The 25,808-nt window shown below is 67.8% G+C and carries 17 protein-coding genes; 10 read left to right on the forward strand and 7 right to left on the reverse strand.

Features of this window, described 5'->3' with window-relative positions; genetic code table 11:
- Positions 1 to 42: 42 nt before the first annotated feature.
- From V0R62_RS06105 to wecB, 4 genes are read right to left on the reverse strand one after another with little or no spacing between them, the layout of a single operon-like run.
- Positions 43 to 888, reverse strand: coding sequence for a DUF4434 family protein (locus V0R62_RS06105; protein ID WP_330103091.1), 846 nt, complete (start codon positions 886 to 888; stop codon positions 43 to 45).
- Positions 888 to 3,890 carry a phage receptor gene (locus V0R62_RS06110; protein WP_330103092.1) on the reverse strand — a complete coding sequence of 1,001 codons (3,003 nt, stop codon included), beginning with the start codon at positions 3,888 to 3,890 and terminating at the stop codon, positions 888 to 890. Before V0R62_RS06110 ends, V0R62_RS06105 begins: the two co-directional genes overlap by 1 nt.
- Positions 3,887 to 6,061 (reverse strand): cyclic di-3',5'-guanylate-activated glycosyltransferase NfrB, encoded by a 2,175-nt coding sequence (nfrB, locus tag V0R62_RS06115; protein ID WP_330103093.1) that lies wholly within the window; start codon positions 6,059 to 6,061, stop codon positions 3,887 to 3,889. The genes V0R62_RS06110 and nfrB overlap by 4 nt, the downstream gene beginning before the upstream one ends.
- The gene (gene wecB / locus V0R62_RS06120; protein WP_330103094.1) at positions 6,058 to 7,212 is read right to left on the reverse strand and encodes a non-hydrolyzing UDP-N-acetylglucosamine 2-epimerase; all 1,155 of its coding nucleotides are present in this window, start codon (positions 7,210 to 7,212) and stop codon (positions 6,058 to 6,060) included. The genes nfrB and wecB overlap by 4 nt, the downstream gene beginning before the upstream one ends.
- Before the next feature lie 314 nt (positions 7,213 to 7,526).
- Between wecB and V0R62_RS06125 the strand changes: the two genes are divergently transcribed.
- Positions 7,527 to 7,964: a PACE efflux transporter gene (locus tag V0R62_RS06125; RefSeq protein WP_330103095.1), complete on the forward strand. Its 438-nt coding sequence runs from the start codon at positions 7,527 to 7,529 to the stop codon at positions 7,962 to 7,964.
- A gap of 89 nt (positions 7,965 to 8,053) precedes the next feature.
- Positions 8,054 to 8,806, forward strand: coding sequence for an AraC family transcriptional regulator (locus V0R62_RS06130; RefSeq protein WP_330103096.1), 753 nt, complete (start codon positions 8,054 to 8,056; stop codon positions 8,804 to 8,806).
- On the opposite strand, the gene V0R62_RS06135 is transcribed toward V0R62_RS06130, so the two are convergent.
- Both V0R62_RS06135 and V0R62_RS06140 read right to left on the reverse strand, forming a co-directional pair.
- On the reverse strand, positions 8,776 to 10,206 hold the full coding sequence (locus tag V0R62_RS06135; protein ID WP_330103097.1) for an efflux transporter outer membrane subunit: 1,431 nt from the start codon (positions 10,204 to 10,206) through the stop codon (positions 8,776 to 8,778). The genes V0R62_RS06130 and V0R62_RS06135 overlap by 31 nt on opposite strands.
- Before the next feature lie 16 nt (positions 10,207 to 10,222).
- Positions 10,223 to 10,975: a response regulator transcription factor gene (locus V0R62_RS06140; RefSeq protein WP_330103098.1), complete on the reverse strand. Its 753-nt coding sequence runs from the start codon at positions 10,973 to 10,975 to the stop codon at positions 10,223 to 10,225.
- A 418-nt stretch (positions 10,976 to 11,393) separates the two neighbouring features.
- Here V0R62_RS06140 and V0R62_RS06145 point away from each other — a divergent pair, with 418 nt between their 5' ends.
- A complete protein-coding gene (locus V0R62_RS06145) occupies positions 11,394 to 17,732 on the forward strand; it encodes an amino acid adenylation domain-containing protein (protein ID WP_330103099.1) in 6,339 nt (2,112 codons plus the stop codon).
- A 67-nt stretch (positions 17,733 to 17,799) separates the two neighbouring features.
- Here V0R62_RS06145 and V0R62_RS06150 read toward each other — a convergent pair whose 3' ends face one another.
- Entirely contained in the window at positions 17,800 to 18,444 is a 645-nt protein-coding gene (locus V0R62_RS06150) for a helix-turn-helix transcriptional regulator (protein WP_330103100.1), read from the reverse strand.
- 310 nt (positions 18,445 to 18,754) lie between these two features.
- On the opposite strand from V0R62_RS06150, the gene V0R62_RS06155 reads away from it, so the two are divergent.
- The 7 genes from V0R62_RS06155 to ribD are packed head-to-tail and all read left to right on the forward strand — an operon-like array spanning position 18,755 to position 25,687.
- A complete protein-coding gene (locus tag V0R62_RS06155) occupies positions 18,755 to 19,798 on the forward strand; it encodes a methyltransferase (RefSeq protein WP_330103101.1) in 1,044 nt (347 codons plus the stop codon).
- Positions 19,798 to 20,691: a VOC family protein gene (locus V0R62_RS06160; RefSeq protein WP_330103102.1), complete on the forward strand. Its 894-nt coding sequence runs from the start codon at positions 19,798 to 19,800 to the stop codon at positions 20,689 to 20,691. Before V0R62_RS06155 ends, V0R62_RS06160 begins: the two co-directional genes overlap by 1 nt.
- A 56-nt stretch (positions 20,692 to 20,747) precedes the next feature.
- Positions 20,748 to 21,758, forward strand: a complete 1,011-nt coding sequence (locus tag V0R62_RS06165) for a formylglycine-generating enzyme family protein (RefSeq protein WP_330103103.1) — start codon at positions 20,748 to 20,750, stop codon at positions 21,756 to 21,758.
- A gap of 34 nt (positions 21,759 to 21,792) precedes the next feature.
- Positions 21,793 to 22,389, forward strand: coding sequence for a GTP cyclohydrolase II RibA (ribA, locus tag V0R62_RS06170; RefSeq protein ID WP_062573650.1), 597 nt, complete (start codon positions 21,793 to 21,795; stop codon positions 22,387 to 22,389).
- Positions 22,390 to 22,412: 23 nt separating this feature from the next.
- Positions 22,413 to 24,104, forward strand: a complete 1,692-nt coding sequence (locus V0R62_RS06175) for a WD40 repeat domain-containing protein (RefSeq protein WP_330103104.1) — start codon at positions 22,413 to 22,415, stop codon at positions 24,102 to 24,104.
- Between the two features lie 12 nt (positions 24,105 to 24,116).
- Complete coding sequence (locus tag V0R62_RS06180; protein ID WP_330103105.1) at positions 24,117 to 24,776, forward strand: SAM-dependent methyltransferase; 660 nt, start codon at positions 24,117 to 24,119, stop codon at positions 24,774 to 24,776.
- Entirely contained in the window at positions 24,773 to 25,687 is a 915-nt protein-coding gene (gene ribD, locus V0R62_RS06185; protein WP_330103106.1) for a bifunctional diaminohydroxyphosphoribosylaminopyrimidine deaminase/5-amino-6-(5-phosphoribosylamino)uracil reductase RibD, read from the forward strand. Before V0R62_RS06180 ends, ribD begins: the two co-directional genes overlap by 4 nt.
- The last annotated feature ends 121 nt before the right edge of the window (positions 25,688 to 25,808 follow it).

Raw genomic sequence — 25,808 nt, forward strand, 5'->3', positions numbered from 1 at the left:
CGGGCCCCCCCGCCCCGCCTCCCCCCCCCCACACGGCCGCTCCTACAACGAGCCTGGTTTCAGCACATCCTTGGCCCAGGGCCGATAGCGCAGGGCGAACACGGCTTCGGCGTGGCATCCCCCAATCAACCCCGGCTGCGCCGGTTCCGCGCGGAACGGTTGCCCCGGCTGGCTGACCTGGCGAAAGGCCTCGCGCACGATACCCACCCGACAGGGTAGGGCCTGTTCATAACCCTGGCGCACCAGCGGCGCCAGGCGACCGGTGCCGGCGCCGTCCTGCCACCACACGTTCAGACCAAGGCTCGCCAGCTGGTCCAGCCACGCGCCATTGACCCGAGGCGACAGCTGGCCGGCGCTGAAGGCGCTGATATGCAGGGGCTTGTCCAGTTGCCGGTTGAACGCCTGTAACTGCGTGTAGAGCGCATCGCGTCTGGCCGCATCGCGAAAGTGCAGGTCGTCCAGCTCCAGCGGCAGGTACCAGCCGGACACTGGCAGTGCCCAGTCGGCTTTGAGCTGCTGGTACTGGGTGAGGGAACGGCCCAGCTGCGCCTTGAAGTAGCTGTTCAGACCTTCGCCATCGAGCTGTTCGAGCCGCTGGTAGTAAGCCGGGTCCATGTACAGCCCTAGCACCAGCTCCAGCCCCTGGGCCTGCGCCTCGCGCAGGCTGCCGGCAAGCCAGCCGTGGGCGCCGCCGAAGTCGCTGTCGCCGTAGGCGCTCCACTGCACGATCAGGGTCTTGCCACCCTGGGCCTTGGTGGCGCGCCACAGTTGTTGCCACTGGGCGGGGGTGACGTTGGCATCACGGTTGAGCGGCTGGTAGAACAGGCGCTGGTCGGCCAGGGTCGGCAGGCACACGGCGAGCAGGCAGAGAGCCAGAAAGGTACGCATCAGAAATTCATCTCCACACCCAGCAGTACGCCGTTGGCGCGCTCGTAGAGGTTACCGCCCAGCGCCTGCTGGTACTCGGCGCGCACTTTCAGCGAGCCACGGTAGGCGTTGTAGCGGTCGTCGTCGAACCACCACTGCCAGCGCACGCCGACCCCGGCGCGGGCGTCCTGGCGCCAGTCATTGCTCGGATCCTGGCTTGAGAACTCGAGGAAGCCGTAGGGCATGATCGTCTGCGGCGACTGGCTCGGCAGTTTCCAGGCATGGCCCTGCTGGAAGCGCGACAGCCAGGCATGATCGCCGGCCCGGGTCCACCAGGCGGCGTCGAGGTAGAGGAAACGCTCGTCCCAGTCGTCCTCGTCGATGCGCCAGTCATTGCGGTACCGGCCCTGGTCGAGGAAGGACGCGGTGGCACGCAGCAGCAGGTCGTTGCTCGACTCGGCGTTGTGGCGCAGGTCGCCCCAGTTGCCGCCGACCTTGGCCGGGCTGAGCAGCTCGCCCAGGCTCAGGCCGCTGTAGTGCGTGCTGTCGATCTGGCGCTGGTGGTACAGCTCGGCATACAGGTTGAGGTTGGCCTGGCCGAGCGGCTTGTAGCGCAGGCCGACGCCGGTGCCCATGCTCTGGGCGTAGTCGGTGCGGCTCTGGCCGCCGAACAGCACGCGGCCATACACCGACAGGGTGCTGCCATTGCGGCTGGGCTCCTCGCCCAGGGCGTGGTCCCACATCGCCAGCTGCACGTTCTGTGATTGCGCCCGGCGGGAGCTGCCGGCGCGTGCGCCGTCGTCGAGGAACTTGTCGTTGGTCGAGGTGCCGGCCGGCGACCAGGTGCTGGCCAGGGTGATGCTGTCGCGGCGCGACAGGGCTTCGTGGGCACGGCGCTGGCGGTACTTGCGCGCTTCCAGGCTGCCGTACTCGTCGCCGCCGTCGACCAGGTTGCGTTCCACGTCCAGTACCCGGCGCAGTTCGCGGCGGGCCGAGGCGCTGTCCTCGGCTTCGTCGTAGCGCAGGGCCAGGGTCTCGCCCAGGCGGTAGTCCTCGGGAAAGTCGCGGGTGGCGCGCTCCAGGTAGGGGATGGACTGGCGCCGTTGCTGTTTGTCCGCCGAACCGGCCAGGCGCATGCCGTAGTCGGCGCGGTAGCGCGGCTGATCCGGCGCCAGGCGCACGGCCTCGGCCAGCCAGGCCGTGCTCTGGGCGCTGTCACCGGCCTGCTGGGCGGTGCCGGCGGCGGCGTAGTAATGATCGGCGCGCGGGGTGTGGCGCAGGGCTTCACGCTGGAACGCCAGGGCCTGCTGGGCGTCGCCCTGGCGCTGGGCAATGGCGGCGCCCAGGGCCCAGTCGTCGGCGTTGCGGTGCGCGGCCGCGTCCCAGTGGCGGCGGGCGGCATTGGCGTCGCCGGCGCTCAAGGCACCACGCGCCGCGGTCAGGCGAGCATTGTCGGTCCAGGCGTCGGCCGGCAGGCTGTTCCAGATCGGCAGCGCCGCCTCGGAGTCGCCCGAGGCCTCCAGCGCGTAGGCCAGGGGCAGGCGGCTGGCGGTGTCGCCCAGGCGCTCGGCGGCCTGGTAATAGATGACGGCTTCGCCGGGCTGGTCGGGCATGGCGCAGCGGCCCAGGGCGCGATACTGCCCGGCTTCGCTCGGGTTGGTCGGGATGGCCTTGCGTACCGCGTCGCACTGGCCGGCCTCGGCCAGGCGGGCGAGCAGCTGGCCGCGGGTGGCGACATCCACGCGTGGTACCAAGGCGAGCATGCGGGGGGTGTTCAGCGGGCCGTCGTTGCGCGCATAGAGGTTGCCCAGGCGTTGCAGCAGCGAGGGTGTCAATCGGCCCTGGCGGCGGTCGTAACCGTTCTCCAGCAACTGCCGGGCATGCTCGGTTTGGCCACGCTCGAGCAGCATGAACGTGGCTTGCTCCAGCGCCGCGAGGTCGCCGGTCTGGCGGTAGCGGTGTTCCCACTGTGCCGCCGTACGTGGCTGCGGCGGCTGCGCAGGGTCGCCGTACAGGCGCTGCTTGAGGATGGCATGGCTGCGCGGATTATCGCTGGCCTGGCACTGGCCGAGCTGCTCGCGGGCCAGCTTCAGGTCCTTGTGCGACAACCAGTCGACGGTCTCCAGGCACGGGCGCTGCAGTTCGTTGCTCAGCTGGCGCACCAGCGCCGCGTCGTCGCCCTCGCGGGCCAGTTCCCAGAGTTGCTGGCGCTGTTCGGGATGTTGCAGTTGGTCGGCGGGCAGGCTTTGCAGCCAACGCTCGGCCTGCTGGTTGTGGCCCATGGCGATGGCGCGGTTGGCCATGGCCAGGCGGGCGTGGGTCGCCGCTTCCTGGGAAGGCGCGCTGGCCAGCAGCTTGTTCAGGCCCTTTTCATCGACCTGCTGGATATAGGCGTTGGCCAGGCGCTGCCAGTCCTGCGGCGGCAGTTCGCCCTTGTCGGCCAGAGGTTGCAGTTGGTCGATGGTCTCGCCCCAGTTGCGCAGTTGCTCGGCGAAGTTGGCCCGTGTCATGCGCAGCACCATGCCGTCGTCGCGCACCGGCAACTGGTTGAGCCACTCCAGCGCCTTGCCCGCGCCACCGAACTTGGCCAAGCTGACGCTGTACGCTTGCCACAGGCGCACCCGCTGCTGGCCCTGGCTGTCGGCCAGCCAGGCCTCCACCTGGCTCGCCGCGGGCGGGTCCTGCTCGATCCAGGTCAGGCGCAGTTCGAGCAGGGCGTCGGCGTGCTCGGGGTTGTCGTCGAGGTCCTCGGCGATGGCCTCGGCCTCCTTGTAGCGACGCTGATGAGCCAGGGCCTCGGCCAGCAGGGCGCGGGCCTCATTGTTGTTGGGCACGCGCTTGAGTACATGACGGGTCAGGCGCTCGACCTCCGCCCAGTTGTCCTTCTGCGCCTCCCGGTAGCCACGCTCCATGAAGGGGTAGCTGGTGAAACGCTGGAAGTCGGTCATCGGCTTGGTCGGCGCGGCCAGGGCAGAGGTGCACAGCAGCAGGCTGGCGAGGGTCAGGGAAAGACGGGGCGTCATGCCACCTCCCGGGTCAGTTCATAGGCGGCCTGCTGTTCGCTGGCCTGCTCGGCGAGGGCTTGCTGCAGCACCTCCTCGGTGATGATGCCGCGGGCGATCAGGTGCTCGCCCAGGCTCTGTTGCTCGGGGTTGAAGTCGATCAGCGCCTGGTTGAACAGGGTCACCGGTACCATGCCGCGCACCTGCAGCAGCGTGCCGAGCATCACCTGGTGGATGCCGACCTGCTCCAGCAGGGTGGCGTCGTCCTGATGGCGCTCGAGCACCGCGAGCATTTCGCGGGTCTCGGGCTTCTGCCAGGGGCTCGGGTAGTGGTAGCGCAGGCCGAGGGTGACCCGCCCCTGCGGCGCCAGGCGGGCGCGCACCGGGCGCTTGAGCTGGCGGCTGATCACGCCGAGCGAGACCTGGCTGACCGGGCTCTCGCTGGCCAGCACCAGGGTGTCGCCGTCCTCGTCCACCGGCAGCACGCCGTAGTGGGTGGCGAGCTTGCGCGGCAGCTTGGCGATCAGCGCCGGCGCGATCTTGAACGGGTTCAGTGGCGCCCAGGGCAGGTCCAACTGCTCGGCCAGGGTCTCGACCAGTTGCTCGCTGCTCAGCCAGCCGCGCAGCAGCAGCTCGCGGCCCAGGCGCCGGCGGACCGGGCTGGTGATGGCCTGCTCAAGCTGAGTCTCGGTTATCAAGCCTTTCTCAACCAGGCGTTGGCCCAGCGGGGTGCGCGCAGGCGCGGCGAGGGCGGGGAACTCGTGGGTGGTCTTGTCCCAGGCCACCCGCCGCGAATCGCCCATTTCCATCACCTGGCGCAGGGCGCGCAGGTTGGCGAAGAAGTTGACGAAGTTGCTCCACATCATCCGCGGCGCCGACAGCAGGCCCTCGAAGATGCCGTAGTAGCGGGTGACGAACCAGAAACGCTGGAACAGGCGGTTGAACAGCAGCAGGCCGTTGAGCCACAGCAGCGTGCTCAGCAGCGTGCTGTCGCTGAGGATCGACATGAAGCGCCAGGACTCCGGCGCGATCACCGTCACCAGCCACATCGCCAGCAGCACCAGCAGCAACAGGTTGACCAAAAAGCTCAGCAGGTAGGCGAACAGGCCGCGGCGGTCGCGCCAGAGGAAGTAGTTGAGCGCGCCCTTGCGGCTCCAGCCGAGGTTGCTGGTGCCCTGGAACACGATGCCGACGATCCACCGCGATTTCTGCCGGATGGCGTGCTGCCAGTCCCGCGGGAAGTGTTCGCGCACGCAGATCACCTGGGCGAACTCGCGGCTCATGCCGGGGCGCCAGTCCTGCTTGAGGGCCAGCGCCGGGTCGGTGATGGAGTAGCGGGCGAAGATGCACTTCATGCCCTTCTGCTTGAGGCGAAAACCGATGTCGTAGTCCTCGGTCAGACTCTGCACATCAAATGCGATACCGTCGCCGTCCTCGAGCAGGGCGCTGATCGCCCGGCGGCTGAAGCAGGTGCCGACCCCGGCGCTGGGGACCTGGCCGGTGAGCGCTTCGCGCACGATCACGTCCTTGCCGTGGTTCTCGGCGAACTCGTCGACATAGTGGCCGGCGGTGAAGCCTTTCCATTCCGGGGCGTAGGGGTACACCGGGATCTGGATCATGTCCTTGTTCGGCAGCAGGTAGTTGAACAGGCGCAGCTCCATGGGCGAGATGACGTCCTCGGCGTCATGCAGGATGAAGCCGGCGAACTCGATGCGCGCGTCCTGCTGGAAGCGCAGGATGGCGTCGATGATGTTGTTCAGGCAGTCGGCCTTGCTGGTCGGGCCGGGGCGGGCGCAGACCACCTTGTGCACGTTGGGGTAGTGCAGGCACACGGCGTCGACGTCGGCCTGGGTCTGTGGGTCGTTGGGGTAGGTGCCGACGAAGATCTGGTAGTTCTCGTAGTCGATCGTCGAGGCGGCCAGGCGCGCCATCTCGCCGACCACGCCGACCTCGTTCCAGGCCGGCACCATGATCGCCAGGGGCTTTTCCGGCACCTCGAACAGGCGCTTCTCGTCGGCCTTCTCGAACTTGTCGTAGATCCGGAAGCGCCGGATCAGCTTGCGGCCCCAGTAGCACAGGTCGATGAACAGGTCGTCCAGGCCGAGCACGAACATCAGTGTCGCCAGGATGATGGCAAGGATCTTCAGGCCGAACAGGACATAGGTGAGGAAATCGATGAAGGCCAGGCTCATGCGTTGTCCCGCGCGGCGGATTGCTCGGCGAACCAGCGGCTCAGGCGCTCGGCGATGCGCTCGCTGGCGTGGCCGTCACCGAAGGGGGTGAACACCTGCGCCATGCGCGCGTAGGCGTCCGGGTCGTCGAGCAACTGGCTGGTCTCGTGGACGATGCGCTCGGTCAGGGTGCCGACCAGCTTGACCGTGCCACCCTTGAGCACGGCGGGGCGCTCGGTGACCTTGCGCAGCACCAGCACCGGCTTGCCCAGGGCGGGCGCCTCTTCCTGCACGCCACCGGAGTCGGTGAGGATGATGTGGGCGCGGTTCATCAGCCAGACGAAATGCGGGTAGTCCTGGGGCGCGACCAGGTGGATGTTGTCGCGGCCGGACAGCACGCTGTACACCGCGTGCTGCACCTGCGGGTTGAGGTGCACGGGGTAGAGGAACTGCACGTCCGGGTAGCGCAGGGCCAGCTCGGCCAGGGCCAGGCAGATGCGTTCGAAGCCGCTGCCGAAGTTCTCCCGGCGGTGGCCGGTGATCAACACCATGCGCTGGTCGTCGCGCAGCACCTTGAGCGGGGACTCGGGCGCGGGGCGCCAGTTGTCACGGTGCAACTTGTCGCGCATCCACAGCAGGGCGTCGATCACCGTGTTGCCGGTGACCTCGATATGCTCGGGCGGCACGCCTTCGCGGATCAGGTTGGCGTCGGAGTCGCGGGTGGGGGTGAAGTGCAGGTTGGCGAGCACGCCGGTCAGGCGTCGGTTGGCTTCCTCGGGCCAGGGCTGCTGCAGGTTGCCGGTGCGCAGGCCAGCCTCGACGTGGCCGATGGGGATATGCCGGTGGAAGGCCGCCAGCGAGGCGATGAAGCTGGTGGTGGTGTCGCCGTGGACCAGGACGATATCGGGCTTGACCTGCTCGTAGGCGCGGTCGAGCTTGTCCAGCAGGTCGCGGGACAGGCCGTTGAGGGTCTGGTTCTGGGTCATCACCTGCAGGTCCTGGTCGACCGTGAGGCCGAAGGCGGTGAGGACCTGTTCGAGCATTTCGCGGTGCTGGCCGGTGGAGCAGATATGCAAGTCGACCTCGGGCCAGTCGCGCAGAACGCGGGCCAGCGGGGCCATCTTGATCGCTTCAGGGCGGGTACCGAATACCATCATCACGGTGTAAGCCATCGTGTAGTTCCTCGTTCGATTCCCTGGACGAAGTTGTACGACGTGTCGCCGCTTGCAGTCATAGATACAAGCAGTCGATCACGGGGTTGTCCAATGCGCGGCCTGCGCCGGACGGTGCGGTGCAGGCGTTGGCGGAAGTGCCACGGAGGCGGGAGTCGTGTCGGCACTGTCGGGGCCGGACGCCAGGGAGGGGTGGTGCGGAAACGTTTATGCTAACTTTTCTTGATTGAACGGTCAGTCAATAAAGTATTTCCGGCTTTTTCTTACAGCCTTCTTCTTGTAGCTTTGTAGGCCTTTTCTTCAGGGAGTCGAACATGCAAGGCAAGGCGCGCAAGGTCGTCCAGGCCATCCTTTACGAGGCCATCGCCGTGGCCTGCGTGGCGCCGGCGCTGGAGCTGGCATTCGGCGCCGGTATGGCCCAGTCGACGGTGCTGTCGATCCTCATGTCGGGCATCGCCATGAGCTGGAACATGGCCTACAACTGGGCGTTCGAGCGTTGGGAGGCACGTCAGCAGCAGCGCAGCCGCACCTTCCTGCGACGCCTGCTGCATGCCCTGGGCTTCGAGGGTGGGCTGGTGCTGATCCTGCTGCCGCTGGTGGCCTACTGGCTGGACATTGGGCTGTGGGCGGCGTTGGTGACCAACCTGGCGTTGTTCGTGTTCTTCTTCGTCTATGCGTTCGTGTTCCAGTGGGGGTTCGACAAGGTCTTCGATGTACCGGTGTCGGCGCAGGAAGTGGCCAAGGGGTGTTGATAGCCGGGCTTTCTCCCACAAGCCACCGGGATTCCCCTCAGCCCTGCGCATCGCCAATAATCCCCGTTCCCCATGCCAGGCCCGCACAGATGCCGCGCCCGATCATCCTGCCGCTCGCCGAGAACTACCGCCATGGCGAGCACATCGCCCCGCACTGCCATGACCGTGCCCAACTGATCCACGCCATCAGCGGCGTGGTCACGGTCAGTGCCCGCGAAGGCAGCTGGGTGGTCCCCCCGGGGCGCGGGGTGTGGGTGCCGGCGGCGGTCGAGCACGAGCTGCGCATGGCCGGTGTGGTGCGCATGCGCACCTTGTTCGTCGAACCCGGCGCGCGTCCGGACCTGCCGCGCCAGTGCCAGGTGATCGAGATCTCGCCGCTGTTGCGCGAGCTGATCATCCGCGCCATGGACATCGCCCCCGACCACCCGGCCCAGGGGCGCGAGGCGCGGATCATGCAGCTGATCCTCGACGAGCTGCGCGTGCTGCCGGTGTTCGCCCTGCATGTGCCCAGCCCGCACTCGGCGCATCTGCAAGGCCTGTGCGACGCCCTGCGCCAGGCACCGTCCGAGGACTGGAGCCTGGCCCGCGCCGCCGCCCACAGCGGCCTCAACCCGCGCACCCTGACCCGCGCCTTCCAGCGCGAGACCGGCCTGAGCCTGGTGCAATGGCTGCGGCGCATGCGCCTGCTGGCAAGCCTCGATGCCCTGGCGGCCGGGCGGTCGGTACTGGAGGTGGCGCTGGACCTGGGCTACGACAGCCCCAGTGCCTTCAGCGCCATGTTCCGCCGCACCCTCGGGGTGTCGCCGTCGGTCTACTTCGGCAGGGCCTCGGAGCGCTGGTAGGCCAGCCCCGGCGACTCCTCCCAGCCGCCACCCAGCGCGGTGAACAGGTTCACCTCGGCCAGCAGTTGCGCCAGGCGGTCGCTGATCAGGCCCTGCTGGGCGCTGAACAGCGAGCGCTGGGCGTCGAGGAAGGTCAGGCTGCTGTCGATGCCGGTGCGGTAGCGGTTCTCGGCCAGGTCGTGGTAGCGCTGGCTGGCCTCGACCAGATCGCGCTGAGCCTGCAACTGCTGCTGGTAGGTGCTGCGCGCCGCCAGGCCGTCGGCGACTTCCTGGAAGGCGGTCTGGATCGACTTCTCGTAGCGCGCCACCTGCATGTCCTTCTGCAACTTGGCGTAATCGAGACTGGCGCGCAGGCTGCCGGCGTTGAACAGCGGCAGGTTGATCTGCGGCTGGAACAGCCAGGTGCCGCTGCCAGCGTCGAACAGGTCGGCCAGCTCGCGGCTGCTGCTGCCGGCGTTGGCGGTCAGGCTGATGCTCGGGAAGAACGCCGCCCGCGCCGCGCCGATATTGGCGTTGGCGGCCTGCAACTGGTACTCGGCCTGGCGGATGTCCGGGCGGCGTTGCAGCAGGTCGGCGGGCAGGCCGGCGGGCACCCGGGCGATCTGCTCGTCGGCCAGGGGCAGCGCCGGCAGGTGCTCGTCGACCTGCGCGCCGACCAGGCGCTGCAACTGGTTGAGGTCCTGGGCGGCCAGGCGGGTGTAGCGCGCCACGGCGGCGCGGGTACTGTCGACGCGGGTGGTGGCCTGGATCTGGTCGAGCGCCGACAGGGTGCCGGTGCGGCGCTGGCGCTGGGTCAGGCGCAGGCTCTTCTCGTCGGCCTGCAGGGTCTGGCGCGACAGGGCCAGCAGCTCCTGGTCGGCGCGCCAGGTCAGGTAGGCGCCGGCGACACTGCTGAGCAGGCTGAGCTCGGCGCCACGTCGGGCCTCGTCGGTGGCCAGGTAGTTGAGCAGGGCCTGGTCGTTGAGGCTGCGCAATCGGCCGAACAGGTCCAGTTCGTAGGCGCTGATGCCGACGGTGGCCGATTGCTGGCTGCTGATCATGCCTTCACCGCCGGTCCGTCGCCGTGGCAGGTACTGGCGCGTGCCCTGGGCATTGGCGGCGATCTTCGGCAGCAGTTCGGCGCGCTGGATGCGGTACTGGGCGCGGTAGGCCTCGGCGTTGAGCACGGCCACGCGCAGGTCGCGGTTGTTGACCAGCGCGCTGTCGAGCAACTGGCGCAGCACCGGGTCGTGGAACACCCCGCGCCAGTCGCCGGTCACGTCCGTGGCGGGCGGCCCGCCCCGGTAGGCGACGCCCGTGGGGTACTGCCCGGCGCTTGGCGAGGGCGGGCGCTGGTAGTCAGGGACGAGGCTGCAACCGGTCAATACGAGGGCAAGCAAGGGCAGGGCGATTCGCGGCATGACAGGGTCTCTGGGATCAGGTGCCGGCCATCCAGCGGGCCAGGCCATGGCGTCCGCTGACGCCGAGCTTGGCGGTGGCGCGTTTCAGGTAGGTCTCGATCGAGCTGTTCTTCACATTCAGGCGCTGGGCCATCTGCGGCACAGTGCCTCCGGTGAGCAAACCGATGCACACTTCCTGCTCGCGGGTGGACAGGCGGATCGCGTCATGCTCCAGGCGCTCGGTGAAGACCTGGCGCAGCGAGCCGGCTTCATCCACCTGCACGCTCCCCGGCTGGCGCTGGGCCGCCTGCAGGAACAGCTGGGCATGGTGCTCGACCAGTGGCAGCAAGGTGTCGGACAGGCGCTTGAGCAGCGACAGTTCGGCCAGGGAGAACATCCGCTCGCTGCGCTGGCGTTGGCAGCAGACGACCCAGCGCCGGTCACCGCTGCGCGATACCAGGTTGCACTGGTGCACGGGGGCGTTTATCTGGATCAGCAACGGGTCTTCCATGCGCATGATGCTTTGCAGCAGGGGATGGCGCAGTGATGCCTGCGCGGGCGTCGTCTCGAGCAGGCCGGCGCTGCCCAGTACCTTGACCTGGCGGATGCTGGCCTGGTCGCTGTCGAGGGTCCATTCGCTGAGGTCGAGCCGATGGATCGGTACCTGGTCGTCGATCAGCTGGAACATCTGTTCGGCGAAGGTAGCATCGCCGGTGCTGGCAACCAGTGCGCCCAATTGCAGGTACAGGTGCGGGTCGTGGCGGTGTTCGAGGCTGTCGATCAGCTTCATGTCGTCGTCTTCCTTGATCCGGTAACGCGGTGGGTCTCGCGGTCGAGTCCTCTCAGTGGTGGGGCTTGGCGCTATTGAATAGCAGGCTCCGAGCCTGCGTCTGTAGCGGAAAGCGGGGACAGGAAATGCCAATTAACCCGACAAGAAAAGTCGGTAATTTCTCAGGTGGATGCAGCTCGATTCGATGGATTGTCGAACAGTTGGCGCCAGAAACCAGCCAGATCGCCGGCGATTGTCACGCCAGCTGACAGGGGTAGGCAGGTAGCGGCTGCTGGCTGTCGTCGATTTCCTACAAAAGATTCAGTGCACTCAGGCGGTGCAAAAAAGCGCTTGGCATTGTCCGGGTTTCGGGGGCCATACAGGGGGAGAGGTGGGTGCTTGAATCCGCGGACGACCCCGTTTCAAGGAAGACCCGCCCATGTCCGTCGCCGATAGCTTCCCCCTGACCTGCACCCAGCGCGACATCTGGCTGGACCAGATCAGCCACGGTGACTCGCCGCTCTACAATGTCGGCGGCTATCTCGAGTTCGACGGCGCCGTGGACACTGGCCTGCTACGGCACGCGCTAGAACATCTGGTCGCGCTCCACGACGGGCTGCGCACGGTGCTGGTGCGCGAGGCGGGTGACGATGGCGTGGCCCGCCAGCGCTTCGTGTCCGGCCTGCAGGTGCCGCTGGACGAGCACGACCTGCGCGGGCAGGCTCAGCCGTTCGAGGCCGCGCAGCGCCTGGCCAAGCGCTTGCTGCAGCAGCCCTTTGCCCTTGAAACCGGACCGTTGCTGCGCCTGGCATTGCTGCATGTGGACACCGAGCGCAGCCTGCTGATGCTGCAGGCCCATCACCTGATCCTCGACGGCTGGGGCCTGGAGCAGTTGCTCCACCAGCTGGGCCAGTACTACGGCCTGCTCGAGCAGGGCTTGGCGCTGCCGGTCACGGCCCCGTCCTACCGGGCGTTCATCGAGGATGACCTGGCCTACCAGGGATCGTCCCGCCAGCAGCGCGATCTTGCCTATTGGCAAGGCCGCTACCTGCAGCTGCCCGATGCGCTATTGCGCCCCAGGGAACAGGGCCTGCCGCCAGGTGTCACGCCCAGCCATGCATTGGAGCGCAGTTTCGACGGTCATCTGCTGGCGCGCATGCGGCAACTGGCCGGTGAGCTGCAGGGATCGGTTGCCCATGTGCTGCTGGCGGCCTTGCATGTGTGCTGCGCCCGGACCTGGCAGCGGGACGACTGGGTGGTCGGCCTGCCGGTGCGTAATCGTGGCAATGCGCGGGCCAAGGCGACCCTGGGCATGTTCGTCCAGGTCAATGCCTTGCGCATGGACTTCGGCCGGAATTTGAGCTTCGCCGAGCTGGTGCGCGGCATCGGCGATGCCCTGCGGCGCGACCTGCGCCACCAGCGTCTGCCGTTGAGCGATCTCAACCGGGCGCTGGGGCTATCCCGGGAGGCCCGGGGGCAGCTGTTCGAGATCACCGTGTCCTACGAGGAAGAGGGTCACGACCTGCGCTATGGCAGCCTCGGCGCCCATAGCGTCAAGGTGTGCAACGACCACGAGCCGACGCCGCTGTCGATCTACCTGCGTAGCAACCCGCACAATGGCAAGGCCTGGCTGCACCTGGTGCATAACCAGGCTTGGCTGGGCCCTGAAGAGGTCGAGGTGTTCACTGCGCGCCTGCTGCATGTGCTGGCCCAAGGGCTGGAGCAGCCGCAAGCGGGCATCGACGACTACGACCTGTTGCTGCCCGACGAGCACCAGCACCTGCGGTTGTGGAATGCCACCGCCAGCGCAGCCCAGGGCCCGGCCCTGATCCATCGACGCATCGAGGCCCAGGCCGCGCTGCGCGCCGAGACGACGGCCGCCGTGCACGAGGGGCGCCACCTGAGTTATGCCGAGTTGAACAACCGCGCCAACCAGCTGGCCAGGCAACTGCAGGCCCTGGGCGTGGTGCCGGAGCAACGGGTGGCCGTGGTCGCCCGGCGTAGCCTGGACACCCTGGTCGGCCTGCTGGCGGTGCTGAAAGCAGGTGCTGCCTATGTGCCGATCGATCCGGCGCACCCGGGCGAGCGCTTGCGCTACCTGCTCGACGATTGTGCGCCGAAGGTGGTGCTGACCCAGTCCGGCCTGCGCGAGAGTCTGCCAGCCATCGAGGTGCCGGTGATCGAGCTGGACCGCTTGCCACTGCCCGCGACGGCGTTCGCCGACCTCGAGGTGCCGGGTCTGTCGGGTTCCAGCCTGGTCTATGTGATCTACACCTCTGGCTCGACCGGTCAGCCCAAGGGCGTGATGATCGAGCACCGCATGCTCGCCAACCTGGTCGACTGGCACAGCAAAGCCTTCGATCTCCACCCTGGCAGCGCCACCTCCAGCTTGGCCGGTTTTGGCTTCGATGCCATGGCCTGGGAGATCTGGCCGACCCTGTGCGCCGGCGCCACCCTGTACCTGGCGCCGGTGGTCGAGGGTGGCGAGGACATCGACGCGCTGCTGCGCTGGTGGCGCGCCCAGCCGCTGCAGGTCAGTTTCCTGCCCACGCCGGTGGCCGAGCACGCCTTCGCCCAGGGCGAGCCACACCCCACCCTACAGACCTTGCTGGTCGGCGGCGATCGTTTGCGTCGACTGGCCCGGGAGCGTGGTTGTCGGATCATCAACAACTACGGGCCGACCGAGGCCACGGTGGTGGCCAGCGCGGGCGAGGTACGCCCAGGCCAGGTGCTACATATCGGCGCGCCGGTGACCAACACCCGCCTGTACGTGCTCGATGCCCAGGGTCGACAACTGCCGATAGGCGCTGTCGGTGAGCTGTACATCGGCGGTGCCGGTGTCGCCCGTGGCTACCTGAACCGTCCCGAACTGACGGCCGAGCGCTTTCTCGACGACCCGTTCACCCCGCAGCATGGCGCCCGGATGTACCGCACGGGGGACCTGGTGCGCTGGCTGCCCGACGGCACCCTGGAATACCTGGGGCGCGGCGACGACCAGGTAAAGATCCGCGGCGTGCGGGTTGAGCTGGGTGAGATCGAGAGCGCGCTGGCCAGTCATCCGGGCGTGCGCGAGGCGCTGGTGCTGCTGCGCGACGGCCAACTGGTGGCCTGGTACCTCGGCGAACAGGCGTCGACCCCGTTGCAGTTGCACGAGCACCTGCGCAGCCGACTGCCGGCCGCGTTGCTACCGAGCGCCTTTGTGGCGATCACGGCCTGGCCGTTGACCGCCAATGGCAAGCTCGACCGCCGTGCCTTGCCCGCGCCGGGCAACGAGGCCACGGTGCGGCGCGCCCACGAGCCGCCCCAAGGCGAGCTGGAGCAGCGCCTGGCTGCGTTGTGGGCCGAGCTGCTGGAGGTGGAGCAGGTTGGACGGCATGATCACTTCTTCGAGCTGGGTGGTCATTCGTTGCTGGCGGTGCGCTTGATCGAGCGCATGCGTCAGGCAGGGTTGCAGGTTGATGCCCAGGTCCTGTTCGGGCAGCCGACCTTGGCGAGCCTGGCCGCTTCGCTTGGTGACGCCCCCGCGCAGACGGTGCCGGCCAGTCGCGTGGCACCGGGTTGCCAACGGATCACCCCTGAGATGCTGGCCCTGACCCGGCTCGACCAGGCCAGCATCGACCGCATCGTCGGCATGGTCCCGGGCGGGGCGGCCAATGTGCAGGAAATCTACCCGCTGGCGCCGTTGCAGGAAGGGCTGCTGTATCACCACCTCACCGAAGACCGGGACCCGTATCAGCAACAGGCGCTGTTCGCCTTCGCCAGCCAAGCTGCGCTGGAGGCGTTCAACCAGGCCCTGGCCCGGGTGATCGAGCGCCACGATATCCTGCGCACCAGCCTGGCCTGGGAGGGGCTGGCGCAGCCGCAGCAAGTGGTCTGGCGCCAGGCCTGGTTGCCGCTGAGGGTGCTCGGGGCCGGCCCGGGCGACGCGACCACGCGGCTGCGCGAAGAGGCCCTGCGGCTGGACCTGCGCCAGGCGCCGATGATGGCCCTGGCCTGCGTCGAGGACAGCTCGCGTCAGCGTTGGCTGGGGCTGTTGCATTTCCATCATCTGGTCAACGACGCGGTCTCGGTGCAGGTGCTGCTGGCCGAGCTGGCGGCGCTGATGGCGGGCGAGGGGCACACGCTGCCAGCGCCCGTGCCGTATCGCAACTACGTCGCCCTGAGCCGCGACGAGGCCAGGCAGGCGGGCCATGAAGCCTTCCTGCGCAACACCCTGACCGGGGTGGACGCGCCACCCAGGCTGGCCGGCATGGACGAGGGGAGCCAGGGCAAAGTCGAGACCTGCGCCCTGACCGTTCCTGAGGACTTGGCCACGACCTTGCGCCAGCGCGTGCGTCAGCACGACGTCGGCCTGGGCAGCCTGATGCACCTGGCCTGGGCGAAGGTGCTGGGAACCTTGGGTGGTCGTGACGAGGTGCTGTTCGGCACCGTGCTGCTGGGCCGGGTGATGGCGGGCGAGGGCGCCGAGCGGGCGCTGGGCATGTTCATCAACAGCCTGCCGCTGCGGGTATCGCTGGCCGGTCGCGATGTGGGCCAGGCGCTGGCTGGGATCCACGGCCAGCTGGCGGCACTGCTCGGGCATGAGGACGCGCCGTTGGTACTGGCCCAGCGCTGCAGCGGCCTGCCCGCCGGGGTGGCACTGTTCGACAGCCTGCTCAATTACCGGCATGGTGCCGCGCACGACGCTGTGGCGCTGCCCGGTGTGACCTTGCTCGATGCCAGCGAGGTGCACAGCCATGCCCTGGTGCTGACCGTGGACGAGCAGGGCGACAGCCTGCGTCTGAGTGTGCGGGCGCCCCGTGAATTGGGTGCCGAGCGGGTGCTCGGGCATGTTTGCTGCGCTCTGCAGGCGCTGGGCAACGCCCTGGTCAGCGAGCCGCCAGTGGCGCTCCAGTCGCTGTCGACTTTGCCGGAGACGGAACGCGTCTATCTGCTGGAGACTCTCAATGCCACCGAGGTGGCGCTGGATCCCGCCTATCCGCACCTGCCGGCGCTGTTCGCTGCCCAGGTGGGACGCACGCCGGATGCCGTGGCGCTGCAGAGTGAAGAGACGCAGCTCACCTACCGCGAGCTCGACGCCCTGGCCAATCGGCTGGCCCATCACCTGATCGGCCTCGGCGTGCGACCCGACAGCCGGGTCGCCGTGTGCCTGGAGCGCGGCGCGCCGCTGATCGTCGGCCTGCTTGGCGTGCTCAAGGCCGGTGGCGCCTATGTGCCGCTCGACCCCGGCTACCCCGACGAACGCTTGCACTACATGCTTGCCGACAGCACACCGCTGGCGGTCCTGGTTCAGGGGGCCACCCGTGGCTTGTTCGAGGACCAGCCGTTCATGTTGGTCGATCTGGATCACGGCGATTGGCAGGCGTACGGCGACCATGCGCCCGAGCTGCCGGAGCTGGGCAGCGGGCACCTGGCCTATGTCATGTACACCTCGGGCTCGACCGGTACGCCGAAAGGGGTGATGGTCGAGCATCGCGGGTTGTGCAACCTGATGCGCTGGGGCAGCGACCTGTGTCCGCCGCAGGCCGACGACGCGCTGCTGCAACGGGCGCCGTTCAGCTTCGACGGCTCGGTGTGGGAGTTGTTCTGGCCGCTGTGCGCCGGCTTGCGCCTGGTGCTGGCGCGCCCCGACGGGCACCGCGATCCGGCCTATCTGGTGCAGCTGATCCAGGCGCGCCGGGTGACTACCGTCAAGTTTGTCCCGGCCCTGCTGCAGGCGTTTCTCGACACCCCGGGCGTCCAGCGCTGCAGCAGCTTGCGCGATGTCTTCTGTGGCGGCGGTGAGCTGACCCTGGCGCTGGCGCAACGGGTACGTGAGTGTTTGCCCCAGGTGCGCCTGCACAATGTCTATGGTCCCACCGAAGCCACCGTGGACAGCACCGCCTGGACCCTGGAGCCGCGGCAGCCGTTGCCCGCCGTCGCCCCGCCGATCGGGCGGGCGATCGGCAACACCCGCCTGTACGTGCTTGATGCCCATGACCGTCCGGTGCCCGTGGGGTGTGCCGGTGAACTGCATATCGGCGGCATTGGCGTGGCCCGCGGCTACCTGGGCTTGCCGGCGTTGCAGGCCGAGCGCTTCATCGCCAGCCCGTTCGTGGCCGGCGACCGCCTGTACCGCACCGGCGACCTGGTGCGCTATCGCGCCGATGGCGAGCTGGAGTTCCTCGGGCGCAACGACTTCCAGGTCAAGCTCAACGGTCTGCGCATCGAACCGGGTGAGATCGAGGCGCTGCTGGCGGCCCACCCGGCCCTGGGCCAGGCCGTGGTGCTGGTGCGCGAGGAGCGCCTGGTGGCCTATGCCAGCTGTCGCGACGGCCTTGCCGCGCCGACCCTGGAAGCGCTGCGTGCGTACCTGTCGGCGCGCCTGCCGGCCTACATGGTGCCCTCGGCCTACGTGCTCCTGGCCGAGCTGCCGCTGAGCCCCAACGGCAAGGTCGATCGCCGCGCCTTGCCGGCGCCGGGCGCGGATGCGGTGATCAGTCGGGCCTTTGAGGCGCCTCGCGACGAGCTGGAACAGGCGCTGGCGCAGATCTGGACGGAGGTACTGAAGATCGAGCAGGTCGGCCGCGACGACAACTTCTTCGAGCTCGGCGGGCACTCGCTGCTGGCGGTCAGCCTGGTGGCTCGCATGCGCCAGGCCGGGCTGCATGCTGATGCGCGCCTGCTGTTCAGCCAGCCGACCCTGGCGGGCCTGGCGGCCAACACCCGGCGTGAGCAGGAACAGGTGGCGATTGCGCAGACCACCATTCCGGCGCTGAAGGGCAGGCGGCGAATCTGATGAGTAACGTTGACCTGGCGAGGGATGTGGGAGTGGGCTAGCGCTCCCACGCTGGTAGATCGGCGGATTATTTCGGCGAAATGCGATAGACGCAGCGCCGATCCCCCGAGATCAGGTGCTCGCAGCGCTCCACCTGCCCCTGTTCGCCGATCGCCGCCTGGAACACCTGCAGCTCGCTGCGGCAGAACCCCTGGCAGCGGGTGGCGGCGATGCAGATCGGGCAATGGTTCTCGACGATCAGCCAGTCGTCGCCGTCGGCCTGCATCTCGGCCATGTAGCCAGCGCGTTCGCGCAGTTGCACGAGAATACGCACCTTGTCTTCCAGGCTTTGCCCATCGGCGCAGGCCTGCTGGTACTCGCGGCTGTTGCTGTCTTCCATGCGGCTGATCAGGCGGTCGACCCCGTCGCTGCCGAACACCTGCTCGACGCTTTCGATCAGTTGCAGGGTCAGCACGCTGTGGGAATCGGGGAAGCGGCGCTGGGCAGTGGCGGTCAGCGTCCATTTCTGCGAAGGGCGCCCGGCGCCCTTGGCCGGCACGCTGATGCCGCTGACCAGGTCGGCCGCCTGCAGCTTCTGCACCTGCTGGCGGGTGGCTTCGAAGGTGATGGCGAGCAGTTGGGCCAGGTCGGCGGTCTTGAGCGGCCCGCGGGTCTTGAGCAGGAACAGGATGCGGTCGGCGGTGCAGTTGGTATCAACGGTGGTCGAGGTCATGGAGCGCTGGAAACCGGGCGTGAATGAACGGATCGGGCACTCTCCTGGGCCATCCTTTGCGCAGGCAAGTGGGCGAAGGATAGCCCGGATTCGCGGTGAATTGTGCAAGATGAACGATTATCGATAAGAAAATTTATATGCGATAAAAATATAAAAGGTATTAGTTGTATTTATTGGGTCCGGGTCTAGGCTGATTTGCGGAGCCTGTGCTTGCCGGTCCCAGGGAGGGGTGCGTGCAAGTCCATCGACACCTTGCTGGCAAATGCCGGGCATGGGCTTACCCACAATAACTCGACAGGGATGTGAGTGCATGAATGCCCAGAAACCCGTGACCATCTATGAACACGCCGACGAGCTGAACAGCCTGCAAGGCGTGGTCGACCTGGTGAAGCTCTCTGACCAGTACCGCCAGTCCGCCATCCTGCATTCGGCGCTGGCCCAGCGTGTGTTCGACCACACCCGCCAGCCGGTCAGCGCCCAGGCCCTGAGCGATGCGCTGGGTTGGGTGCCGAACAAGGGCCGCATCTTCCTCAACGCGCTGGTGGCCATGGGCCTGTTGAAACGCACCGCCCAAGGGTTCGAGAACCTGCCGCTGAGCCAGCGTTTCCTGGTCAGCGACAGCGCCGAGTTCATTGGCCCGATCATCGACCACCAGCGCCTGCAGTGGCACAACTGGCCACGCCTGGACGAAGTGCTGCGTAGCCGCACCTCGCTGGACTTCCAGCAGGAAAACCGCTTCAAGCACGACCTGGCGGCTCGCGACGCTTTCAACGATGCCATGGTCCGCTTCAGCCAGCCCATGGTCGACGTACTGCGTGACCTGCCGCTGTTCGACAAGGCCCGCCGGGTGATCGACCTGGCCGGTGGCCATGGCACCTACCTGGCCGAGATCGCCAGCCGAAATCCGCAGGTCAAGGGCGAGGTCTGGGACCTGGAACCCACCCGCGAGGCGGCCGCGGCCACCTTCGCCAAGTACCGCCTCGACAGCCGTCTGGGCTTCCATGCCCGCAACCTGCTGGACCTGGCGCAGTACCAAGGCGAGCGGGCCGACGTGGTGATGCTCAACGACTGCCTGCACTACTTCACCCGCGAGCAGGTGCGCACCCTGATCGCCGGCGCCGCCGGCATGGTCGAGGGCGACGGCGCGTTGCTGGTGCTGAGCATGGCCCTGGAGGATGACGAGATCCATCCGGCATTGTCGGCCGACTTCTCCCTGCACATGATGCTCAACACGGTCAACGGCGAACTGCATCCGACTCGCTACCTGATCGACAGCATGGCGAAGGCTGGGCTCACCGTGGAGCAGGAGCCGATCGGCCGCTACACCCTGCTGATCGGGCGGAGGGCTGTCTGATGCTGCGCTTGTTGGCATTGCATGCCGCGCCGCTCGGCGATGCGGCGGCCCAGGCCCTGGACAGCCTGGGCAGCGCCGCAGCGGCGGCGGGCTTCAGCCTGCAGGTCAGCCAGAAGCCCGCCGGCCAGGGGCCGGTGGACGCGGTCTGCCTGCTGCTCGACAGCGCCACGCCACCGGCGGCGCTGAACACGTTGCTCAACGAGGCCAGTGGGCTGTGTCGCAACACCGCGCTGGTGCTGGTCCGCGTGCAGGGCGCGCTGGCGCAGTTGCCGTCCGCCAGCGGCGTGATCGCCCAGTGGCAGCAGGCGAGCCAGGGCTTCCTCTATCCGTATTCGCTGGATATCGGCGCCGGGCAGGCACCGGAGCTGGCGATCAAGGACTGGCTGGCGGGCTTTGCCAAGTTCGCGGCCGCGACCAAACTGTGGCGCTCGCTTGACGGACTGGGGCTGGACGAGGCGGCGCGGGCCGCGCAGCGCCCCGAGATGAACCACGTCAATATTCTCACTCGCGACCTGGAAGCCTCCAAGGCGTTCTACAGCGACATCCTCGGCGCCAACTACTGCTACAACCTCGGTCCGCGCAAGGCCGTGATGGAGCTCAACGGCTTCGACTTCTTCATCGAGCAGAGTGAGTCGTTCAGCTACCCGACCGGCTACCACATCGGTGTGCGGGCGCTGCCCGAGGATGTGCGGCGCATCGCCGAGCAGGTCACCGCCGCCGGCACCATCAAGCTGGTCAAGGGCAACGGCCCGGCACCGGGCTACCACCATGGGCCGGACAACGTGCGCAGCGCCGTCTACTTCGAGGACCCGGATGGTCTGGTGATCGAAGTCTACAGCGCCGAAGTGGAGATGATCGAAAGCAACCCCCGGTTGCTCCTCGACCGTCTCTGATCCCACGTCGTCGCAGGCCTGCCGCCGGGCAGGCCTGCGCTCAGGCAGGTATTTGCATGAACAGCTACAAACAGTGGCATTGGCCACGACTGCCCAGCCCGCTGCCCAAGGATGTCAGCGACCGGGCATTGATGGGCTATCCATCGCACTACCAGGAACACCCGTTGCAGGCTCAGGTCGCCACGGCGTTCGCCGAGCTGCTCCAGGCGCCGCTGGACGTCCTGCTGACGCTGCTCGAGCAGCCACGGCAACCTGTGGCCCGGCGCATTGCCGCCGGCGAGGTGCTGGGATTGCGCGGCGACCCGCGCATCGACACCTTCGCGCCGCAGATGATCGACATCCCTGCGGCGCGGGTGCACATCGGCCTCGACCCGCGCGCGGTCGAGCAGGTGATGGACCAGTTCGACGGGCTTGGCCTGGACCGCAGCTGGATCGACAAGGAAACGCCGCGTCACGCAGTGGAGATGGCGGCGTTCCGTATCGCCCGCTTGCCGGTGACGCACCAGGAGTACCGCCAGTTCCTGCTCGACAGCGGGCATGCCGGCATCCCCGACGGCTGGGCGTTCGGTCGCTACCCGCGGCACCACGCCAACCACCCGGTGTACAGCGTCTCGGCCAGTGATGCCGATGCCTACGCCCAGTGGCTCAGCGAGCGCACTGGCCGGCGTTTCGCCCTGCCCAGCGAAGCGCAGTGGGAGTATGCCGCCGCCGGCCCCGAAGGGCGTCAGTTCCCCTGGGGCGACGCCTACCAGGTCGAGCACGCCAACACCGCCGAGCTGGGTTACCTGGACAGCACGCCGGTCGGCGTGTTCAGCGACGCCGCCTCGCCCTTTGGGGTGCTGGACATGGCCGGCAACGTCGAGGAGTACGTGGCCGAGGACTACCGACCCTATCCCGGCGGTCCGCAGATCGAGGACGACCTGGTGCTCGATGTCGGCGCCCACCGCGTGGCCCGCGGTGGCAGCTTCACCCGTTTCCGCGACCTGGCGCGCACCGCGCGCCGCCACGGGCGTTACCCGCGACCGATCTACGTCATGGGCTTTCGCCTGGTTGAAAACCACAACTGAGCTGTTCCGTCTTCCGTGCAAGAGGTCTGATTCCATGAACAAGGATGTTTCGCTTCACACCATCGTGCCGATTTCCATCCTCGGCGGCGACGTCGACGCCCATTTCTTCGGCTTCCACGGTTTCGAACGTGATCAAGAGCACTTCGCCGTCGGCATCGGCCGCGAGCAGTGCGACGTGCCGCTGGTGCGGGTGCACTCCGAATGCATCACCGGCGATGTGTTCGGCTCGCAGCGCTGCGATTGCGGCCCGCAGCTGCAGGAGGCGCTGCGCACCCTCAAGGAGGTGGGCGGCTACCTGATCTATCTGCGCCAGGAAGGGCGCGGCATCGGCCTGTACTCCAAGTTCGAGGCCTACCTGCTGCAGGACAAGGGCCTGGACACCTATGAAGCCAACCTGCGCCTGAACCACCTGGCCGACTCGCGCTCGTTCGATCCGGCTGTGCAGATCCTGCGGGCCCTGGGCGTGCACCAGTGCCGGTTGCTGACCAACAACCCGGAGAAGGTCGCCCAGCTGCGCGCCGGCGGCATCGATGTGATCGAACAGGTCCCCACCGGGGTGTTCCTGACCAATCACAACCGCAACTACCTGCAGGCGAAGGCGGTCAAGTCCAGCCATTCGATCAAGCTCTGACTCCAGCGAAAAAGGATCTTTCGATGAAACACATTGGCCCTATCAGCGGTATCGCCGCCCATGCCGCGCGCTTCGTCGCCACCGCCGGCTACGACAACCAGGTAATCCTGTGGAACGCCGCCACCGGCGAGCCGATCCACCGCGTGCACCACGACCACCTGGCCAACCAGTGCGCGTTCAGCAGTGACGGCAAGTACCTGGTCAGCGCCAGCAGCGACTACACCGCGCGCATCTGGGAAGTGCCGAGCATGCGCCTGAAAGCCGTGCTGCAGGGGCACAACGACGACGTCGAGATGGCGGTGTTCTCGCCCGACAGCCAGCGCGTGGCGACCTGCTCGCGTGACCACGTGCTGCGCATCTTCGACCTCGATGGCGTGCAGTTGCAGGCGTTCCATGGCCACCAGGCCGACGTCATCTCGGTGGTCTGGTCGCCGGACGGCCAGCGCCTGATCTCCAGCAGCGACGACGGCACCGTGCGCCAGTGGGATACCCGCAGCGGCCAGCAGTGCGACGAGGTGGACATCGGCGGCGTGGAGACCGATACCATCGCCATCACCCGCGAAGGCGTGGTGTTCGCCGGGGATGACGAGGGGCGCATCTCGATCATCGCCCAGGGCCAGGTGCAGACCGTGCCGGCCCATGCCGCCGGGATCAAGCGCATCGTCTGGAACGACGACAAGCGCCTGCTGGTGAGCCTGAGTTACGACCGTTCGGCAATCCTCTGGACCTTCGACGCCGGGCGCAACCTGGTCAGGCGCCGGAGCACCGCGCTGCCGAGTATTGTCTGGCCGCGCAGCTGCGCCTTCGTCGGTGACGAGCAACTGGTATTCGCCACCTTCGGTTCGCGCTACGCCACCTGGAACTACGAGCAGGACCAGTGGCAGGTGTCGGGCATCGAGCCAGCGGTGAGCATCAACGCCGTGGTGCGCAGCGACGAGCGCCAGTACAGCATCGGTGACGCCGGCATCCTGCACCGTGACGACCAGCCGGTGACAGCAGTGGGCAGCCTGTGCAACTTCCTCCTGCCGTTCGGCCCGCTGCTGCTGACCGGCGGTCAGATGGGCCAGGTGTTCGACGGCCTGTCCGGGCGCATGCTGTACCAGCACCGTTCGCCGCTCAACTGCGGCGCCACCTTCGTCAGGAACGGCGAGGACCTGGCGCTGATTGGCACCTACACCGGCGAAGGCCTGGTGTTCGGCCATGACGGCCAGGGCGGGCTGCGCCTGGTGGCGTCGATCCCCATGCACGACAACGCGATCAAGGGCGTGGCCGCCGACGAGCGTCACCTGTTCAGTGTCTGCGCCTCGGCCGACGCCGCGCTGCACAGCATCGCCGACTTCAACTGCGTGCGGCATATCGAGGGGGCGCACACGCGCATCTCCAACGGCTGCTGCCCGATCACCGGCGGCTTCGCCAGCATCGGCCGCGACCTCAAGCTGCGCCTGTGGCTGGAGACCGGTGACGAGGTGTTCGATTCGCCGCACCAGCACTCGATCAAGTGCATCGCCGCCTCCGGCGATGGTCGGGTGATCGCCACCGCAGCCTACAACGGTACCGTGGCGCTGTTCGACCTGGCCTCGCGGCGCTGGCTGCCCATGCAGCGGCCGACCGCCAGCGGCATTTCCTGCCTGACCCACGACGCCGTCAGCGACGCCTTCCTGGCCAGTTCCTATGACGGGCGCATCTACGGCATCGACGCCCGTCTGGCGTCCTGAAGGAGCAGCACGATGAGCAAGCAAGCAAGTGACTTCATGGCCCAGGGCGATTATCGCAAGGCCCTCGACACCTCGTTCGTGCACCGTTACAGCCATGGCGAAGACGAGTGGTCGTGGGACATCGGCATGATCCAGGCGGCCCAGGCTTTTCTCGAACGTCTCGACCCGCGCCCCGACCAGCATGTGCTGGACATCGGTGTGGGCCGTGGCCGTGACGCCTCCACGTTCATTCTCGCCGGGCACCGGGTCACCGGGCTGGATATCGTCGAAAACTCCAGCTGGCCGTTGCTGCGCAAACGCTGGGGCAATCGCCTGGACCTGGTCAACAAGGCCATGCAGGACTGGCAGCCAGCGCCGGGCACGGTGTTCGACGCGGCGCTGGACAATGGTTGCTTCCACCACCAGCACCCGGACGAATGGGGCGCGTACCTGGGCCATGTGCGTCGCCTGCTGCGCCCCGGCGCGCTGGTGGGGCTTAACGTGTTCGGGGTCGACGCGGCGCATCCGCAGCCGGGCTGGCGCGAGATGGACAACCAGCGCCAGGGCTACTTCTTCACCGACGACGGCATCCGCCAGACCCTCGAGGCGCATGGTTTTACCTGGCAGGGGCTGGAGGTGATCGAGCGCCAGCATGGCGAAGCCCGCTACCTGCTGGCGCTGGTCCGCACGTGAGTGCGATCGACCGCCACTACCTGGACATGGCCCTGGCGCTCGCCAGCCAGGGCCTGTACAGCACCATGCCCAACCCGCGGGTCGGCTGCGTGATCGTCAACGCCGGGCAGGTGGTGGGGCGCGGCTGGCACCAGCGCGCCGGTCAGGCCCACGCCGAAGTGCACGCCTTGCGTGAAGCGGGCACGGCAGCGCGGGGGGCGACCGCCTATGTAACCCTGGAGCCCTGCGGCCACCATGGGCGCACGCCACCGTGCGCCGATGCCCTGGTGGCGGCGGGAGTACGTCGGGTGGTCACGGCCAGCGGCGACGTCTCGCAGAGTATCGGTGCGGATCGTCTGCGCGAGGCGGGTATCGCGGTCGAGGCATTGCCTTGCCCACGGGCACGGGCGCTCAATCGCGGGTTCTTCTCGCGCATCGAGCGCCAGCGCCCGTGGGTGCGGGTGTTGCGTCCGGCGGCGCTGGAGATCGGCGCGCTGGGCGAGGGTGTGATGCTCAGCCATTGCGACGAGCAGACGCCCCTGGCGCACTGGCGGGGCAGGGCTTCGGCATTGCTGACCACGTGTGACTGGGTGAAGGCCTGCGACACCTCGCTGGTGGCGCCGGTCGCCGGGCAACGAGCTGAACCGGTGGTGCCCTTGCGGGTACTGCTCGACCAGGGGCTGGACTGCCCGGCTTCGGCCAAGGTGCTCGATGGGCGGGCGCCGACGCTGGTGTTGCATGGGGCGCAGGCGAGGCGGGACGGTCGGTATGCCCGTGCGCGTTGCCAGGTGCTGGAGGATCCCGGTGTTCCGCAGGTGTTACAGGCGCTGCATGAGCTCGACTGCAATGAAGTCCAGGTCGAGGCAGAGCCGGCGTGGTGCGAGGCCCTGGCGCGTCATGGGCTGGTGGATGAGTGGTTGGTGCGGGTCTAGCGTCCTGCGCTTTCCCTGTAGGAGCGGCCTTGTGTCGCGAAAGGGCTGCGCAGCAGCCCCGGCAATCTTTGCACTAACGCAAAATCCTGGGGCCGCTTCGCGCCCCTTTCGCGACACAAGG

It is taken from the genome of Pseudomonas carassii (genome assembly GCF_036324045.1).
GTDB classification, from domain to species: domain Bacteria; phylum Pseudomonadota; class Gammaproteobacteria; order Pseudomonadales; family Pseudomonadaceae; genus Aquipseudomonas; species Aquipseudomonas peradeniyensis.

Bases quoted from the DNA above. Each gene is read 5' to 3' on its own strand.
- V0R62_RS06145 (WP_330103099.1), top strand. From the start codon at position 11,394: ATGTCCGTCGCCGATAGCTTCCCCCTGACCTGCACCCAGCGCGACATC.
- wecB (WP_330103094.1), bottom strand. From the start codon at position 7,212: ATGGCTTACACCGTGATGATGGTATTCGGTACCCGCCCTGAAGCGATC.
- V0R62_RS06160 (WP_330103102.1), top strand. From the start codon at position 19,798: ATGCTGCGCTTGTTGGCATTGCATGCCGCGCCGCTCGGCGATGCGGCG.
- V0R62_RS06180 (WP_330103105.1), top strand. From the start codon at position 24,117: ATGAGCAAGCAAGCAAGTGACTTCATGGCCCAGGGCGATTATCGCAAG.
- V0R62_RS06110 (WP_330103092.1), bottom strand. From the start codon at position 3,890: ATGACGCCCCGTCTTTCCCTGACCCTCGCCAGCCTGCTGCTGTGCACC.
- V0R62_RS06165 (WP_330103103.1), top strand. From the start codon at position 20,748: ATGAACAGCTACAAACAGTGGCATTGGCCACGACTGCCCAGCCCGCTG.
- V0R62_RS06130 (WP_330103096.1), top strand. From the start codon at position 8,054: ATGCCGCGCCCGATCATCCTGCCGCTCGCCGAGAACTACCGCCATGGC.
- V0R62_RS06125 (WP_330103095.1), top strand. From the start codon at position 7,527: ATGCAAGGCAAGGCGCGCAAGGTCGTCCAGGCCATCCTTTACGAGGCC.
- V0R62_RS06175 (WP_330103104.1), top strand. From the start codon at position 22,413: ATGAAACACATTGGCCCTATCAGCGGTATCGCCGCCCATGCCGCGCGC.
- V0R62_RS06135 (WP_330103097.1), bottom strand. From the start codon at position 10,206: ATGCCGCGAATCGCCCTGCCCTTGCTTGCCCTCGTATTGACCGGTTGC.
- V0R62_RS06150 (WP_330103100.1), bottom strand. From the start codon at position 18,444: ATGACCTCGACCACCGTTGATACCAACTGCACCGCCGACCGCATCCTG.
- V0R62_RS06105 (WP_330103091.1), bottom strand. From the start codon at position 888: ATGCGTACCTTTCTGGCTCTCTGCCTGCTCGCCGTGTGCCTGCCGACC.
- V0R62_RS06140 (WP_330103098.1), bottom strand. From the start codon at position 10,975: ATGAAGCTGATCGACAGCCTCGAACACCGCCACGACCCGCACCTGTAC.
- ribA (WP_062573650.1), top strand. From the start codon at position 21,793: ATGAACAAGGATGTTTCGCTTCACACCATCGTGCCGATTTCCATCCTC.
- V0R62_RS06155 (WP_330103101.1), top strand. From the start codon at position 18,755: ATGAATGCCCAGAAACCCGTGACCATCTATGAACACGCCGACGAGCTG.
- nfrB (WP_330103093.1), bottom strand. From the start codon at position 6,061: ATGAGCCTGGCCTTCATCGATTTCCTCACCTATGTCCTGTTCGGCCTG.